The 15,941-nt window shown below is 71.3% G+C and carries 16 protein-coding genes and 1 tRNA gene; 4 read left to right on the top strand and 13 right to left on the bottom strand.

Annotated features, from left to right (window positions below):
- Positions 1-10: 10 nt before the first annotated feature.
- Positions 11-916 (bottom strand): LysR family transcriptional regulator ArgP, encoded by a 906-nt coding sequence (locus ACFWCH_RS00820; protein WP_378802699.1) that lies wholly within the window; start codon positions 914-916, stop codon positions 11-13.
- Between the two features lie 70 nt (positions 917-986).
- Between ACFWCH_RS00820 and ACFWCH_RS00825 the strand changes: the two genes are divergently transcribed.
- Positions 987-1,658 carry a LysE/ArgO family amino acid transporter gene (locus tag ACFWCH_RS00825; protein ID WP_136045145.1) on the top strand — a complete coding sequence of 224 codons (672 nt, stop codon included), beginning with the start codon at positions 987-989 and terminating at the stop codon, positions 1,656-1,658.
- Positions 1,659-1,664: 6 nt separating this feature from the next.
- Here ACFWCH_RS00825 and ACFWCH_RS00830 read toward each other — a convergent pair whose 3' ends face one another.
- From ACFWCH_RS00830 to ACFWCH_RS00860, 7 genes are all read right to left on the bottom strand, one after another.
- On the bottom strand, positions 1,665-2,021 hold the full coding sequence (locus tag ACFWCH_RS00830; RefSeq protein WP_136034390.1) for an iron chaperone: 357 nt from the start codon (positions 2,019-2,021) through the stop codon (positions 1,665-1,667).
- 45 nt (positions 2,022-2,066) lie between these two features.
- Positions 2,067-2,870, bottom strand: coding sequence for an amino acid ABC transporter ATP-binding protein (locus tag ACFWCH_RS00835; RefSeq protein WP_136045146.1), 804 nt, complete (start codon positions 2,868-2,870; stop codon positions 2,067-2,069).
- A complete protein-coding gene (locus tag ACFWCH_RS00840; protein WP_136035367.1) occupies positions 2,857-3,522 on the bottom strand; it encodes an amino acid ABC transporter permease in 666 nt (221 codons plus the stop codon). Before ACFWCH_RS00840 ends, ACFWCH_RS00835 begins: the two co-directional genes overlap by 14 nt.
- A 3-nt stretch (positions 3,523-3,525) precedes the next feature.
- Complete coding sequence (locus tag ACFWCH_RS00845; RefSeq protein WP_247637642.1) at positions 3,526-4,344, bottom strand: amino acid ABC transporter substrate-binding protein; 819 nt, start codon at positions 4,342-4,344, stop codon at positions 3,526-3,528.
- Positions 4,345-4,516: 172 nt separating this feature from the next.
- Positions 4,517-5,206 (bottom strand): 50S ribosomal protein L1, encoded by a 690-nt coding sequence (gene rplA / locus ACFWCH_RS00850; RefSeq protein ID WP_136034399.1) that lies wholly within the window; start codon positions 5,204-5,206, stop codon positions 4,517-4,519.
- 11 nt (positions 5,207-5,217) lie between these two features.
- Positions 5,218-5,649, bottom strand: coding sequence for a 50S ribosomal protein L11 (gene rplK, locus ACFWCH_RS00855; protein ID WP_025102337.1), 432 nt, complete (start codon positions 5,647-5,649; stop codon positions 5,218-5,220).
- A gap of 145 nt (positions 5,650-5,794) precedes the next feature.
- Positions 5,795-6,772, bottom strand: coding sequence for a helix-turn-helix transcriptional regulator (locus tag ACFWCH_RS00860; RefSeq protein ID WP_378803832.1), 978 nt, complete (start codon positions 6,770-6,772; stop codon positions 5,795-5,797).
- A 62-nt stretch (positions 6,773-6,834) separates the two neighbouring features.
- On the opposite strand from ACFWCH_RS00860, the gene ACFWCH_RS00865 reads away from it, so the two are divergent.
- Complete coding sequence (locus ACFWCH_RS00865) at positions 6,835-7,233, top strand: VOC family protein (protein WP_378802700.1); 399 nt, start codon at positions 6,835-6,837, stop codon at positions 7,231-7,233.
- Between the two features lie 81 nt (positions 7,234-7,314).
- Here ACFWCH_RS00865 and nusG read toward each other — a convergent pair whose 3' ends face one another.
- The 3 genes from nusG to ACFWCH_RS00880 all read right to left on the bottom strand — a co-directional run bounded on the left by nusG (position 7,315) and on the right by ACFWCH_RS00880 (position 8,777).
- Complete coding sequence (nusG, locus tag ACFWCH_RS00870; protein WP_136037470.1) at positions 7,315-8,349, bottom strand: transcription termination/antitermination protein NusG; 1,035 nt, start codon at positions 8,347-8,349, stop codon at positions 7,315-7,317.
- Positions 8,350-8,391: 42 nt separating this feature from the next.
- A complete protein-coding gene (gene secE, locus ACFWCH_RS00875; RefSeq protein ID WP_136034407.1) occupies positions 8,392-8,664 on the bottom strand; it encodes a preprotein translocase subunit SecE in 273 nt (90 codons plus the stop codon).
- Positions 8,665-8,704: 40 nt separating this feature from the next.
- Positions 8,705-8,777 (bottom strand) — tRNA-Trp (locus ACFWCH_RS00880).
- 193 nt (positions 8,778-8,970) lie between these two features.
- On the opposite strand from ACFWCH_RS00880, the gene ACFWCH_RS00885 reads away from it, so the two are divergent.
- A complete protein-coding gene (locus tag ACFWCH_RS00885) occupies positions 8,971-10,794 on the top strand; it encodes an HSP90 family protein (protein ID WP_378802701.1) in 1,824 nt (607 codons plus the stop codon).
- Positions 10,795-10,814: 20 nt separating this feature from the next.
- Positions 10,815-13,613 (top strand): hypothetical protein, encoded by a 2,799-nt coding sequence (locus ACFWCH_RS00890; protein ID WP_378802702.1) that lies wholly within the window; start codon positions 10,815-10,817, stop codon positions 13,611-13,613.
- Between the two features lie 27 nt (positions 13,614-13,640).
- Here the strand turns inward: ACFWCH_RS00890 and poxB are convergent, their stop codons facing one another.
- Together poxB and ACFWCH_RS00900 are read right to left on the bottom strand one after the other, a co-directional pair.
- Complete coding sequence (gene poxB / locus ACFWCH_RS00895; RefSeq protein WP_378802703.1) at positions 13,641-15,365, bottom strand: ubiquinone-dependent pyruvate dehydrogenase; 1,725 nt, start codon at positions 15,363-15,365, stop codon at positions 13,641-13,643.
- A gap of 54 nt (positions 15,366-15,419) precedes the next feature.
- Positions 15,420-15,857, bottom strand: a complete 438-nt coding sequence (locus ACFWCH_RS00900) for a pyridoxamine 5'-phosphate oxidase family protein (RefSeq protein WP_378802704.1) — start codon at positions 15,855-15,857, stop codon at positions 15,420-15,422.
- Between the last annotated feature and the right edge of the window lie 84 nt (positions 15,858-15,941).

Below are 15,941 nucleotides of genomic sequence, written 5' to 3' on the forward strand. Positions count from 1 at the left end.
GATCGTCGTGTCAGCGGCGCGACCGGCGGGCGGGCGCGACCGGGGCGAGCACCCGCCGCGCCTCGTCGGCCACCGCGGCGGCGATGGTGTCGAGCAGCGTCGACCGCAGGTTCCACTGCTGCCAGTACAGCGCGACCTTCAGCGTCGGACCCCCGAGCGTGACCAGTCCGGGCGTCTCCTGCAGCCGCGGGACCATCCCCCAGCCGAGGCCGAGCGACACCGCGATCGCGTAGTCGTGGGACGCGGGGACGTAGTGCCGCGGCACGCCCTGCTGCGTGACGGACATAGCCGCGAGCCACTCGTGCTGCAGCGTGTCGCGACGGTCGAAGTCGACGAAGGGCGCGCGGGCGAGAGCGGCGGCGCTCACCCCCTCGGCGAACCACCGGTCCGCGAAGCCCTGCTCCGCCATGGCGCGATACTCGAGCACCCCGAGAGGTGCGACCGAGCATCCGGCCACCGGGGTCTCCTCGCTCGTCACCGCGGCCATCACCGTGCCGGATTCCAGCAGCCGGGCGGTGAAATTCTGATCGTCCCGGTGCAGGTCGACGTCGATGTCGTGCGTGGCGGAGAGTCGTGCCATCGGCGCGAGGAACCACGTCGCCATCGAGTCGGCGTTCACGGCGAGCGGAACGACGATGCGCCGCTCGGAGCCGTCGTCGCCGATGCCCACCCCGGCGAGCGCGTCGTGCTCCAACAGCGCCACCTGCCTGGCCAGTCGCACCACCGCCTCACCGGCCTCGGTGAGCCGCGCGGGCTTGCTGCGCACGAGCAGGATGCGCCCCAGCTGTTCCTCCAGGCTCTTGAGCCGCTGGCTGACCGCGGACGGCGTGATCCGGAGTCGGCGCGATGCCGCGTCGAGAGTGCCTTCGTCGGCGACGGCGGCCAGGGTCGCGGCGAGCTCCGGATCGATCCTCACATCAGTGATGCTAATGGTTCGGAAGGAATCTTCGCTTTCTCTGATGACAGTCGCTTCCTAGGCTGGTGCCATGCTCACCGTCCTCGCCGGTCTCGGACTCGGCCTCTCCCTCATCGTGGCCATCGGCGCCCAGAACGTCTTCGTCCTGCGCCAGGGCATCCGGCGGGAGCATGTGCTGGCGGTCGTGATCGTGTGCGCCGTCTCCGACGCCGTGCTGATCGCCGCCGGTGTCGCCGGGCTGGGCTTCCTGCTCCAGGCTGCGCCGTGGCTCGTGGTCGTCGCCCGGGTTGCCGGGGCGCTGTTCCTGTTCGGCTACGGGCTGCTCGCGGCACGGCGCGCCTGGCGCGGCGGTGAGGTGCTGGCGGTCGATGCGTCCTCCCCCGCCGACGGAACGGGGACCGGTCGATCGGCCGGCGGCACCGCGACCGCCACCCGGAGCGGAACACGTCTGGCCCCCGTGCTCCTCACCGTCCTCGCGCTCACCTGGCTCAACCCGCACGTGTACCTCGACACCGTCCTGATGCTCGGGTCGATCGCCGCGACGCACGGCGAGCAGCGCTGGCTGTTCGCCGCCGGGGCCATCCTCGCCAGTGTCCTGTGGTTCACGGCCCTCGGTTTCGGGGCACGCTACCTCGGGCGCTGGCTGCGCACCGAGCGGTCGTGGCGCGTTCTCGACGCGGTGATCGCCGTGATCATGGTCGCGCTCGCCGTGAGCCTGATCCTCCCCGTGTTCGGCGGCTGATCCGGCTCAGGCTCCGTCGATCTGCGCCAGCCGCGCCCGCACCAGCGCGCGCAGCGTCTGCTCCGGGATCGGATGCTCCGGCTGGAAGCGGATCGTCCCCTTGTCCACGCTGGCGCCGGGATGATCGGCCAGCGCCGCCGCCACGGCCGCGACCGCGTCGGGGCTGAAGGGATACACGCCGATGTGCTTCTTGGCGCGCATCACCGACAGCAGCGGTCTGCCCCCGTGGACGAGGGCGGGCATGCCGTAGCCGGTGCCCTGCTCGGCATCCGGCTCCTCCTCCCGCGCGATCGCGTACACGCGGTCGATCGCCGCGCGGTCCGCGGGGGCGAGCCCGGTCAGGTAGTCGTCGATGGTTCCCACGACCGCATCCTGTCACCGATCGGCGGCGCGCACGAGCCCCGGGTCTCAGGCGCCGTCGAGCGGGCGGAGGATGCGCGTGAGGAACCGCTGCGTGCGCTCGTGTCGCGGGGCGCGGAAGATCTCGGCCGGCGGCCCCTCCTCAACCACCACCCCGCCGTCCAGGAACAGGACGTGGTCGGCGACCTCGCGCGCGAAGCTCAGCTCGTGCGTGACGACCGCCATGGTCCACCCCTCGTCGGCGAGCTCCTTGACCACCAGCAGCACCTCCCCGACGAGTTCGGGGTCGAGCGCACTCGTCGGCTCGTCGAACAGCAGCAGGTCGGGCTTGAGAGCGAGAGCACGCACGATCCCCACGCGCTGCTGCTGCCCTCCGGACAGCTGATGCGGACGGGCGTCCGCCTTGTCCGCCAGGCCCACCCGGTCGAGCAGGGCCAGGGCCTCGGCCACGACCTCCGCCCTGGGCCGCCGCTGCACGCGCCAGGGCCCCTCGATCACGTTCTGCAGCACCGTCAGATGCGGGAACAGGTTGTGGTGCTGGAACACCATCGCGGAGCGATCGCGGAGGGCGAGCCGCTGCTGCTTCTGCGCGCGAGGCCGCGGCCGCTCGGCGGGGGCGAAGTCGAGCTCGGGCCCGCCGTCGACCGTGATGGTGCCGGCGTCCGGCGTCTCGAGGCCGTTGAGCGCGCGCAGCACGGTGGTCTTCCCCGAGCCGCTCGGGCCGATGAGCACCAGCACCTCTCCGCGGTGCAGCGTCAGGTCGATCCCGCGCAGCACCTCGGTGTCGCCGAAGCTCTTGCGCAGTCCGCGGGCGGACAGCAGCGGGACGGGCGTCTGGTCAGTGGGCGACACGGCTGTCGAGCCTCCTCTCCAGGGCGCTCTGGCCGAACGACAGCACCAGGCAGAACACCCAGTACACCAGCGCCGCGGCGAGGTAGATCACCATGAACTCGAGGGTCGTCGCCGCGATCTGCTGCGCGACCTTGAACAGCTCCGTCACCAGGATCAGCGACGTGAGCGAGGTGTCCTTCACGAGTGAGATGAACGTGTTCGACAGCGGGGGCACGGAGACCCGCGCCGCCTGCGGCAGGATGATCCGCGTGAGCGTGCGGGTGCGGTTCATCCCGACCGTGTACGCCGCCTCCCACTGCCCCTTCGGCACCGACAGGATCGCGGCCCGCACGACCTCGGCTCCGTAGCCGCCCACGTTGAGCGACAGCGCGATGATCGCACTCGGCCACGGGTCGAGCGTGATGCCGATCGACGGCATCCCGTAGAAGATCACGAACAGCTGCACCAGCATGGGCGTGCCGCGGATCACGGAGATGTAGAAGCGCGCGACGCCCGCCACCACCGGATGCACCGAGATCCGCATCAGCGCGACCCCGACCGCGATCAGCAGCCCCAGCGCGAACGACACCAGCGCGAGCGGCACCGTCGCCGTCAGGCCCGCCCAGGCGATCGGCCAGAGCGAGTCGAGGAACAGCTGCCAGGGGTTCGCCATCGGTTACTGCGAGACGTCCTCGCCGAAGTACTTCTCGCTGATCTCCGCCAGGGTGCCGTCGGCGCGCAGCTCCTCGAGAGCGCCGTCCACGGCCTCGACGAGCGAGGTCTTGTCCTTCGTGAACACGAACGCCTGCTCGCCGGCGTCCTCGGTCTCCGCCGCGATCTTCAGCCCCGTCGGGCTGTTCGTGGTCTCGTAGTCGAGGAACGTCAGCTTGTCGTTCACGGTCGCGTCCACACGGCCCTGACGCAGCAGCTCCACGGCCTGCGCCCAGCCCTCGACGGCCTCGACCTTGGCGCCGGAGTCGGTCGCCAGCTCGTACCAGTTGCTGGTGAGCGACTGGGCCGTGGTCTTGCCGGCCAGGTCGTCGAACGAGCTGATCGAGTCGTCGTCCTCGGCCACCACGATGACGCCGGGCGACACGGTGTAGGGCGCGCTGAAGAGGTACTTCGCCTCGCGCTCGTCGTTGATCGAGACCTGGTTCGCGATCACGTCGAAGCGGCCGGCGTCGAGACCGGCGAAGATCGCGTCCCACTGCGTCTCCTGGAACTCCACCTCGAGGCCCAGCTTGTCGGCGACGGCCTGGATGATCTCGACGTCGTAGCCGGTCAGGTCGCCCGAGCCGCCGTCGTCGTGGAAGCTGAACGGGCGGTAGGTGCCCTCGGTCGCGACCGTGAGCGTGCCGTCCTTCACCAGGCCGAAGTCGGAGCCCGCGGTGCTCTCCGCACCGGACGTGTTCGCGGGCGTGGTGGAGCCGCTGCAGGCGGTGAGCGCCGCGGCGGCGACGACGAGTGCGGTGACGGCGATGAGACGACGGGACATGGACCCTCCTGGGGTGAGAGGCGCGGTGCGAGTTTACGCGACCGGCGCGGGACCTCCCCACAGTACGTGCCGTCGCGGGATCCCCCGCATCCGATGACGCTCCGTGTCGACGCGGGGCGGAGGACGCGAAACGCCCCCGGGCGGAACCCGGGGGCGTTTCGGTGAGTCAGGCTCAGATGGCGTTGACGTCCAGCGGGATGCCAGGGCCGAACGTGGTCGACACCGCACCCTTCTGGATGTAGCGGCCCTTCGCGCTCGACGGCTTGAGGCGGACGATCTCCTCGAGCGCTGCGCCGATGTTCTCGTTCAGCTGCTCGGCGGTGAAGGACGCCTTGCCGACGACGAAGTGCACGTTGGCGTGCTTGTCGACGCGGAACTCGATCTTTCCGCCCTTGATCTCCTCGACGGCCTTGGCCGGGTTCGGGGTCACGGTGCCGGTCTTCGGGTTCGGCATCAGGCCACGCGGACCCAGCACCTTGCCGAGACGACCGACCTGGCCCATGAGCTCCGGGGTGGAGACGGCCGAGTCGAACGCGGTCCAGCCGCCGGCGACCTTCTCGATGAGCTCGGCGCCGCCGACCTCATCGGCACCTGCGGCGATCGCGGCCTCGGCCGCGGGGCCCGTGGCGAAGACGATGACGCGGGCGGTCTTACCGGTGCCGTGGGGCAGGATGACGGTGCCGCGCACCATCTGGTCGGCCTTGCGGGGGTCGACGGCGAGCTTCAGCGCGACCTCGACGGTCGAGTCGAACTTCGCCGAACCGGTCTCCTTCGCGAGCGCGACGGCCTCGGCGGGCGTGTAGAAACGGTCTGCCTCGATCTTCTCGGCGGCAGCCTTGTAAGCCTTGGACTTGGTAGCCATGATTATTCTCCTCAGCCCTCGACCGTGATGCCCATGGAACGGGCGGTGCCGGCGATGATCTTCGAGGCGGCCTCGATGTCGTTCGCGTTCAGGTCGGCCTGCTTCTGCTCGGCGATCTGACGGACCTGGTCCTTGGTGATCTTGCCGACCTTAACGGTGTGCGGGGTGGCCGAGGCCTTCTGCACGCCGGCGGCCTTCTTGATGAGCTCCGCCGCGGGCGGGGTCTTCAGGACGAAGGTGAAGCTGCGGTCCTCGTAGACGGTGATCTCGACGGGGATGACGTTGCCGCGCTGCGACTCGGTCGCGGCGTTGTACGCCTTGCAGAACTCCATGATGTTGACGCCATGCTGACCGAGCGCGGGGCCGATCGGCGGCGCCGGGTTGGCGGCACCGGCGTTGATCTGAAGCTTGATCAGGCCGGTCACCTTCTTCTTCGGTGCCATTCTCTTTCCTTTCCTCGAGGCGGATGCGGACACCCGCTTCTCCCACGGACCCGGCATCTCCGGGTCGTGGTCGTCAGCGCGCACGCCGAAGCGGCGCACAAACCATAAGAGTCTACCGCATCCCGCACCCCACTTCCGCGCGGGGTCAGGGGTCGCGGTACTGCTCCGCGATCCGCTGCCCGAGCTCGCGCAGGGCTGCGCGCACCTCGACGGGTTCGAGCACTTCCACGGCGCCCGTCCACCCGGCGAGCTGCTCGGCCAGAGCGTCCGCACGGTGGGCCCGCACCTCGATCAGTCCCTCGTCGGCATCCATCACCGCGGCCTGGCGCCCGAAGCGGTCGAGCACCGCGCGCACGGCCCAGGCCTCCGCGCGGATCACGGCGCGCGCCTCGCCCCGCAGCCCCTCGACCGTCTCGACCATCCGCTCCCACGCGGCAGGCGCGTCGAAGCCATCCGGCCCTTCCCCCCGCTCGTCGGTGAGGGCGAGATCCGCGATCCGGTCGACCCGGTACGTGCGCAGCCGGTCCACGTCGGCCCCGCCGTTCCGCCCCGGCGCCGCGAGCAGATACCACCGCGGACCGCGGCTGCCGACCACGAGCGGCACCACCTCGACCGGCCGCCCGGCGTCGCCGTAGCCGAAGCGCACCCGGCGGCGCGCAGCGATCGCCCGCTGCAGCTCCGACACCGCCGGCCGCTCCGGCGCATCATCGGGTTCACCCCAGGGCGCATCCCGCACGGTCGACTCCGCCACCCGCTGCGCGCCCTCGCGGAACGGTTCCGGCACGGCACGCATGAGCTTGCGCACCGCGGCCGTGTGCTCCGGCGCGGCGGCGCGGCTCTGGCTGAGCGCGACCAGCAACGACGTCACCTCGCTCTCGGTCAGTCCCGTGAGATCGGTCCGGGCCCCTCCGATCAGGCGCCACCCGCCGCCGCGCCCCCGAGACGGATAGAGGGGCACACCCGCCATGGCGAGCGCCTCCAGGTCGCGGCGCGCGGTGGGCACCGAGACCTCCAGCTCGGCGGCCAGTTCCGCGGCGGTGATCCGGGGGCGGCCCTGCAGGAGCAGCAGAGCCTGGATCAGGCGATCGGCACGGATCGGGAACCTCTTTTCCGAAGTGATCAGAAGGTGATCACTTCACGGTCGAGCATAGAAGAGAAGCCGTTCCCACCGAAGGAGAAGATCCCATGTTCCGTGGTCTCGCCAACCTCAACCTCGTCGCCGAGGACATGCCCGCCGCGATCGACTGGTACGCGCGCGTGTTCGACGCCGCGCCGTACTTCACCCGCCCTGAACAGGGGACCCCGCAGTACGCCGAATGGCGCTTCGGCGACGACGACGACGAGTTCGCGCTGATGGACGCCCGCTTCCGCCCCGCCCTGCCGCAGCCGGGAGGCGCACTCGTGAGCCTGCACGTCGACGACATCCGCGCCGAGATGGACCGCCTCGCAGCCCTCGGCGCCACCCCGTTCGACCCCGTTACCCAGCGCGGCGAGGGGTGGTGGTCGGCGTCGGTCAGCGACCCGTTCGGCAATCTCCTCGGCCTGATCCAGAGCCCGCACTGGGCCGCACAGCACGCGGGCTGACCGACGGGTGCGGGGAGCCCCGCGGCCGCACGCAGAACGCCCCGCCGGATGAGCCGGCGGGGCGTTCTGATGACAGCAGTGTCAGATCATCTTGGTGACCTGGTCGAACGACAGCTCGACCGGCGTCTCGCGCTCGAAGAGCGAGACGAGGACCGTGAGCTTGCCGCTCTCCGGCTTGATCTCGCTGATCGAACCGGGAAGACCCGCGAACGAGCCCTCCTTGATCGTGATGGTCTCGCCCACCTCGAAGTCGACCTCGGCCGGCAGCGGACGGGCCACGGCGACGCCGCCCTTCGCCGCGATGTTCTTGGCGGTCGGGACGTCCTTCACCTCGACGAGCGACTTCAGCATGTTGAAGGCCTCTTCGAAGCGCAGCGGCGTCGGGTTGTGGGCGTTGCCCACGAAGCCGGTGACGCCGGGGGTGTGGCGCACGACCGACCAGGTGTCCTCCGTGAGCTCCATGCGCACCAGCACGTAGCCGGGGATGCGCACGCGGGTGACCATCTTGCGCTGGCCGTTCTTGATCTCGACCACGTCTTCCATCGGGACCTCGACCTGGTAGATCTCGTCCTCGACCTCGAGCGTCGACTTGCGCTGCTCGATGTTGGCCTTCACCTTGCGCTCGAAGCCCGCGTACGAGTGGATGACGTACCACTTGCCGGGGAGCATGCGCAGGTCCATGCGGAAGGCCTCGTAGGGGTCCTCCTCGGACTCGGCGTCGTCCTCCTCGGACTCGGCTGCGGGACGGTCGTCCTCGCCGTTCACGTCGGGACCGTCGTACGGGGTGACCTCGTCGGCCGCCTCGGCCTCCTGCTCGGCGGCCTCCTCGGCCACGGAATCGTTGAGGACCTCGGCGGCGGCCTCGGACTCCGCCGCTTCGTCCAGGTTGAGAGCGTCGTTCACGATCGCGTCCGCCTCCGGGTCGTCGATGTCGATGTCGATGTCGTCCGTGTCGTCCTCGCCGTCCTCGTCTTCGACGTGGACCGCGACGTGCTCGGCAGAGGTGACCGAGAACTCCTCAGCGGCGAGCACGTTGCCCTCCTGGGCCTCGTCCTCCTCGCTGGACTGCTCTGCGGCGGTCGCCCAGTCGGCGTCGTCGGAATATCGTTCAGACACGTTGCTTCTTCTCCATAGCTGCGGCTGCCGCCGCGGGGGTCATCAGCCAGGGATACCGAACACGTAGTGGGTCAGGAGCCCGAAGACGTAGTCGAGACCGTAGACGATGCCCATCACGATCACGACGAAGACGAGCACCACACCCGTGAACTTGAACAGCTCCTTGCGGGTCGGGGTGACGACCTTGCGCAGTTCGGCGATGACCTGGCGGATGAACAGGGCGATGCCCCCGAAGAACCGGGAGAAGGGGTTGCCCTTCTTCTGGCGCGTGGCGCCGGCCGCGACGACCTCGCCGCGCGGTTCGTCCTGATCCATCCTGAATGTACCTTTCGTGTGCCAGCGTTGCACTGACGCGCAGGGCGGACAGGAATCGAACCTGCAACCTGCGGTTTTGGAGACCGCTGCTCTGCCAATTGAGCTACCGCCCTAGAGACCCGGAGGCCTCGGGGTGCCCTCCCATCCCCGCGCTGCGCCGAGATCCGAAGACCCGAGGCACGGCGAAAGAATGCAGAGAACAACTGCTCCACAAGCATACGGCATCCGCCCGACGGTGCCGAACCGGGCTCGATATACGGGTTGTTGCTAGGCTCGGCGAGCGGATGCCGGCGAGAAGGGGCGCGTGTGGGTGGGGATGTGCAGCAGTTCCAGGTGGACCTGCGCGGAGTCGTCGATCTGCTGAGCAGGCACATCTACTCGAGCCCCCGCGTCTACCTGCGCGAGCTGCTGCAGAACGCCCGCGACGCGATCACCGCCCGTCACGAGGTCGACGGCGGCGGCGGGCGCATCCGCATCACGCCGCTCACCGCGCAGACCGGCGAGTTCGTGCTCCGCGACGACGGCGTCGGCCTGACCGCCGCCGAGGTCGCCGACCTGCTCGCCACGGTCGGCCGCAGCTCGAAGCGCGACATCTTCGACCTCCCCCGCAGCGACTACCTCGGGCAGTTCGGCATCGGACTCCTCAGCTGCTTCATGGTCGCCGACACCATCGTCATCCGCTCGCGCAGCGCCCGAGGCGGCGCGGCCGTGGAGTGGACGGGCAGCGCCGACGGCACGTTCCAGGTGGTCCAGCTCGACGACGACCTCCCGGTCGGCACCAGCGTGCACCTCGTACCGCGGTTCGACGCCGACGAGCTGCTCCGGCCCGCCGCCGTGCACGAGCTCGCCACCACGTTCGGCGAGTTCCTCCCCGTGCGGGTCACGATCGACACCGGCGCCGGAGACGTCGACATCACGCGCGAGCCGCCGTTCCTCTCCCCCGCCAACGACCCCGAGGCGGCCGTCGCCTACGGGCGGGACCTGCTCGGCGCGAACCCCCTCGACGTGATCGAGCTCGGCGAACCGGGGACCGGCACGCGCGGTCTCGCCTACGTGCTCCCCTACGCACCCCCGCCCGGCGCGCGCCAGGCCACCCGCATGTACCTCGGCCGCATGCTGCTGTCCGAGCGCGTGGACGACGTGCTGCCCGACTGGGCGTTCTTCGTGCGGGCGGTCGTCGACTCCACCGGCCTCGCCCCCACCGCGAGCCGGGAGTCCCTCGTGGAGGACACGGCCCTGGAGCACGTGCGCGAGCAGCTCGGCGCGGGGATCCGCCGCTGGGTGCTCGAGCTCGGACTGCGCGAGCCGCACCGCCTCGCACAGTTCGTGGCGGTGCACGAGGTCGGCCTCAAGTCGCTCGTGCGCCACGACGAGGAGCTGGCGCGGTTCATCACCCGGTGGCTCACCGTCGAGACCACGCACGGCACGCTGCGCATCGGCGACCTGGTCGAGCGCTACCCGCACATCCGCTACGCGCAGACCGTCGACGAGTTCCGCCAGGTCGCCGGGATCTCGCCCGGCGATGAGGTGCTGGTCAACGGCGGCTACCTGTACGACGCGGACCTCGTGCGCCTGCTGCCCGAGCTGTACCCCGCCGTCACCGTGGAGAAGGTGGACGTCGCCGGCGAGCTCGACCGTCTCGATCCCCCGCCCCTGGACGACCGCGACGCCGCCGTGGCGCTCGAGACCCGCGCGGGGGCCGTGCTCGCCGCCTCCGACTGCGCCGTCGTCGTGCGCTCGATCGACCAGCCCGCACTCACCGGGCTGTACGTCGCCGACCCCGAGGTGCTGCGCGCGATCGACCGCGGCCGCACCAGAGGGGTCGCCGGGGCACTGTGGGGCGGCGTGCTCGACCGCATCGACCAGACGCTGTCCGCCGCCCGCGACGACGACCTCACCGCACGGCTGTGCCTGAACTGGTCCAACCGCGTGGTGCGCGCCCTGGTGCGCGTCGAGGACGACGCCGTGTTCGCCCGCACCGTGCAGCTGCTCTACATCCAGGCGCTCCTCGCCGGCCACCATCCGCTCCGTGACGCCGACCGGGCGCTCATGACCAGCGCGCTGGCCGACCTCGTCTCGCTCTCCGCCGGCATCGAGGGGGACTCCCTCCCCTTCGGCGACGCCCGCTGACACTCCACCGAAAGGCTCCCATGGCACGTCCGAAGAAGCGCTTCCAGCAGCTCATCGAGGAGATCGACCGCACCCCGTGGGGTCCGGAGGAGCAGGCCCTCGTCGCGGAGGCCGTGGCCCTCGCCGTCGAGCTCGGCGACGAGCGCCTGGAGTACGAGGCCCGCATGCGGCAGACCGCCTCGGCCAACATGGTCGGCGCCACCGACGTGATGCTCAACTCCTTCGCGTGGTGCCTCGCCCACCACGACGCCGACCCGCAGCGCTTCCCCGCCGACCTCGACAACGGCGGTGCCGACCTCATGTGGCAGTTCAAGTGGATGGCCTCGTCGCTGCGGTCGTCCCCCGCGTTCTCGCAGGAGCAGATCGCCGCCGTGCTCGACGACATGGAGGCCCACTACCGCGCCGCGGGCCTCGGCCTCAGCGGCGTGCTCACCGCCCGGTTCGAGGACGCGTGGGACGCCGGCCGGATGGACGACGCCGAGGCGCTGCGCGTGCAGCTGGAGGCCACACCCCGCGACGACCACAGCCACTGCGACGCCTGCGGCCGCAGCCAGTTCGCGGGCTTCTTCGCGGACACCGACCGCGACGCCGACGCCATCCGCCTGGTCGAGGAGATGATCGAGGGCGGCTTCTCGTGCGGCGAGGAGCCCGAGCACGCGCTCTCCCGCGTCCTCCTCCCCTACCTCCGCGCCGGACGCCTGGAGGACGCGAAGACCGCCCACCTGCGCAGCTACCGCCTCGCGAAGGACAACCCCGACAACCTCCGCATCGTCGCCAACAACATCGTGTTCGCGGCCGTCACCGGCAACGAGGCGCGTGCCCTCGCCCTGATCGAGCGGCACATCGGATGGCTCGCGCACGACGGCCTGAACGTCGACGCGCACTTCGCGGCCCTCACCGCCTTCGCCGTCGCACTGGACAGGGTCGTGGCGACCGGGCACGGCGACACCCCCGTCCGCGGTGCGGACGCCCCCGCCCTCGTCGGGCTCTTCGGAGAGCACGACGGCGCGTGGACCGCGGCCGAGCTCGCCACCGCCGCCTGGACGGCCGCCGAGCGCATCGGCGCGCAGTTCGACGAGCGCGACGGAACGGACGGGCACGCGCGGAGCCTCGCCCGCTCGCGCCGCCTGGCCGACGAGAGCTGGGACGTGCCGATCCGCTCCGACGCCTTCGTCGCCACCGCACCGGCCACGACCCCGACGGACGCGGACGGCTGGTTCGACCGCGCGATGCAGCTCGCCCAGTTCGGCGCCGAGCATGAGACGCTCGACGCCCTCCCCCGTGCGCTCGAGGTGACCGACCCCGGCAAACGCGCACAGCTGCTGTCGATGCGCCTGGGGATCCTCGTGGCGCTCGACCGCATCGAGGAGGCGGAGCAGGTGCTGCCCGAGCGCATCGCCGCGCTGCGCGACGCCGGCCGCGACGTGCAGGCCGAGCTGGAGCTGCGCCTCGGCCTCGCCACGTTCGGGCTCGACACCGACGACACCAGGGCCGCCCTGGAGGAGGAACTGGCCACCGCCGAGCGCCTTCCGGCGTGGTCGCGCGGAGACCTCGCCATCAGCCGCGCCTCGCTGCACCTGCACGCCGACGAGCCCGACGCCGCGCTCGACCTCGCCGAGCACGCCGCCCGCGCGTTCGCCGAGGCCGAGGACACCCGGCTGTCGAACACCACCACGCTCGTCGCCATCGGGGCCGTGCTCTCCAAGGGCGACCTGGAGGCCGCGACCGCTCTGCTCGACCGATTCCTCGCGCAGGACGACCTCTCCGCCGGGCATCGCGCCCAGGCGCTGCAGACCAGGGCCCGGGTGCGCGGAGGCACGGGCGAGCACCTCGACGGCGCTGCGGACGCCGACGAGGTCTGCCGCCTCCTCGCCGAGCTGGGCGCCACACGGGCTCTCGCCGACGCGCACGTGCTCGCCGGGGCACTGTGGGAGGACGCCGACCACCCCGACCGCGCCGTTTCGCGCTACCGCCTCGCCTCGCGCCTGCGCGCCGAGGCCGGAGGCGACGCGACCGGCGTCGACTTCCGGCTCGCCCGCGCCATGCTGCGCTCCGGCGACGCCCAGGAGGCGGCCGAGCTGTTCGGCGACGTGCTGCAGCGCGAGGAGCAGGCCGACGTGGCCCCCGCCTCCCGCGGCATGACCGCCACCCTGCTCGCGCGCGCTCTGGCCGAGTCGGGCGAGTTCGGACAGGCGGTGGGCGTGCACGGCTACGCCGCCGAACTGTTCGGCGAGGGCGCGGAGCACGCCGACCAGGCGATGGCGATGACCGAGCAGGCGAAGATCCTCGCCCGCTTCGAGGAGCACGACGACGCGATCCGCCTCCTGGAGGGCGCGGCCGAGATCGTCCGGGGCGCGCCGGAAGCGGTCGGCGCCCTCAGCGAGGTGCTCCACAGCCTGGGTCAGGCCTACGGCGGACGCGGCGACGAGCGGGCGTTCGCCCTGTTCGACGAGGTCGCCGCCCTCGCGCAGCAGCACGAGGCCGGATGGCTGCACGCCGACGTGACGGACTCCCGCGCCCGCGCGCTCGCGCAGCTCGGACGGATCGACGAGGCCGTGGCCGCCGCGCTCACCGCCGCGGACGCGTTCGCCGAGCTGGGCGACCCGGGCTCCGCCGGAGGCTCCGAGCTGTTCGCCGCCCGGGTGCTCGCGGGGAACGAGCGCGCCGCCGACGCGGTCGCGGTCTACCGCAGCGCCCTGGAGCACGCCGAAGGCTTCCCGCCGCTGCGTCAGGTCACCGCGCTCGAGCTCGGCGACGTGCTCGAAGGGCTCGGCCGCCACGGCGAGGCGGCCGAGGTGCGGGCCCTGCTGGAGAGCTGAGCCCGCACCCCGGCGCGGCCGGAGCCGTCAGAACAGCTGGCGCCAGTTCGCCCGCGCCAGATCGAGGAGCTCGTCGCCGCGGCCCGACATGACCGTGCGGATCGCGTACAGCGCGAACCCCTTCACCTGCGCCGCCTCGATCGCGGGCGGCATCGAGAGCTCCTGACGCTCGGTGACCACGTCGAGCAGGGCGGGACCGTCGTGCGCCAGCACCTCGCGGACGGCGTCGGGCAGCTCGTCGCTGCGCTCCACCCGGCGGGCGAAGATCCCCATGGCTTCGGCGATGGCGGCGAAGCTCGGGTTGTCCAGTCCGGTGCCGTACGTGACGAACCCGGCGGCCTTCATCTCCAGCTCCACGAAGTTCAGCGAGGAGTTGTTCACCACGATGGTCTTCACGGGCAGACGGTTCTGCGTGAGCGTGAGCAGCTCGCCCAGCATCATCGACAGCCCGCCGTCGCCCGCGAGGGCCACGACCTGGCGCTGCGGGTGGGCGACCTGCGCGCCGATGCCGTGCAGCAGCGCGTTCGCCATCGAGCCGTGCGTGAACGAGCCGATCAGTCGACGGTGCTCGGTCATCGTCAGGTAACGCGCCGCCCACACCGTCGGCGACCCCACGTCGGCCGTGAAGATCGCGTCGTCCGCGGCGTGCTCGTCGAGCAGCCGCGCGAGGTACTGCGGGTGGATCGGGCGGTCGCCCTTCGCCGCGACCGCGAGCTCGTCGAGCTTCTTGCGCGTCTTGCGGTAGTGCGCCGTCGCATCGCCGAGGTGCGTGCGGTCGTCCTTGCGGGCGAGGCGCGGCAGCAGGGCCTCCGCGGTGGCGCCGACGTCGCCCACGAGTCCGAGGTCGAGCGGGTGGCGCTTGCCGAGCTGCGAGCCGCGGATGTCCACCTGGATCGTGGTCGCGTGGTCGGGGTAGAACTGCTCGTACGGGAAGTCGCTGCCGAGCACGAGCAGCGTGTCGGCGGCCTCCATCGCCCGGTAGCCGGACGCGAACCCGAGCAGACCGGTCATGCCGACGTCGAACGGGTTGTCGTACTCGATGAACTCCTTGCCGCGCAGCGCGTGCACGATCGGCGCGCCCAGACGGTCGGCCAGCGCGATCACCTCGTCGTGCGCGCCCTCGACGCCGGCGCCGGCGAGGATCGTGACGCGCTTCGCGGCATTCAGCAGCGTGGCGGCCTGCTCCAGCTCCGCCCCGCTCGGTGCCACCACCGGCCGGGCGCGGCGGACCACGACCGCGCGGTCATCCTCGATCTCCGCCAGCGCCACGTCGCCAGGGATCACCAGCACCGCGACACCGCGCTCCTCGATCGCCGCCCGCATCGCGATCTCCATCAGCCGCGGCATCTGCTTCGGGTCCGCCACGTACTCGACGTACACGCTGCACTCGCGGAACAGCTCCTGCGGGTGCGTCTCCTGGAAGTAGCCGGTGCCGATCTCGGTCGTCGGGATGTGCGCCGCGATCGCCAGGACGGGCACGCGGGAACGCTGGGCGTCGTACAGCCCGTTGATGAGGTGCAGGTTGCCCGGCCCGCACGAGCCGGCGACGACGGCGAGCTCACCCGTGGTGCCCGCGTCCGCGGCGGCCGCGAACGCCGCGGACTCCTCGTGGCGCACGTGCACCCAGCGGATGCGGCCGTCCTTGCGCAGCGCGTCCGTGAATCCGTTGAGCGAATCCCCGGGGATGCCGTAGACCCGATCGATCCCGTTGGCGTGCAGAGTCTTGACGATGTTCTCAGCGACGTTGGCCATACTCCGACCCTACGCCCGCCCCTCCGCCCTGGTGCCGGGGTTGACGCGGGACGGTCAGTACTCCTGGGGGCCGTCGCGCTCCGGCTCGGGATCACGGTGGAACGCGCGTCCCGACACCGAGGCGGGTGCGATGCGGACGAACACCCGCTTGACGGTCGGGATCCACGGGCGCAGCCCCGCGGCCTCGGCCCGCGCGACATCGGCATCGGTCTCCAGCGCCGCGGCGTGCCCGCGCACGACCACGCTCCACGCGTCGACGTCGGTGTGGTCGTCGACCTCGAACAGCACATCGGCGTTCGCGGTCAGTTCGAACAGCTTGCTCCCCGGAGCGGTGCGGAACACGATGCCGTCCCCGGCGACCGCGTAGTTGATCGGGAAGATGTCGATCGTGTCGCCGATGTGGGTCACGAGGCGTCCGAGCTCCTGTCCGCGCAGGCGCTCCCAGCTCTCGGCATCGGTCAGGGTCCGGACGGGGTCGCTGTGCACACTCATGCCGACATTGTCACCCACGGACCCGCCGGCTGGACAGCACCCGTCCGAACGTCACAGGCCCGGACGCGACAGTGCCCGGGGGCC

The organism is Microbacterium sp. NPDC060132, from assembly GCF_042729675.1.
Taxonomy (GTDB): Bacteria; Actinomycetota; Actinomycetes; order Actinomycetales; family Microbacteriaceae; genus Microbacterium; species Microbacterium sufflavum.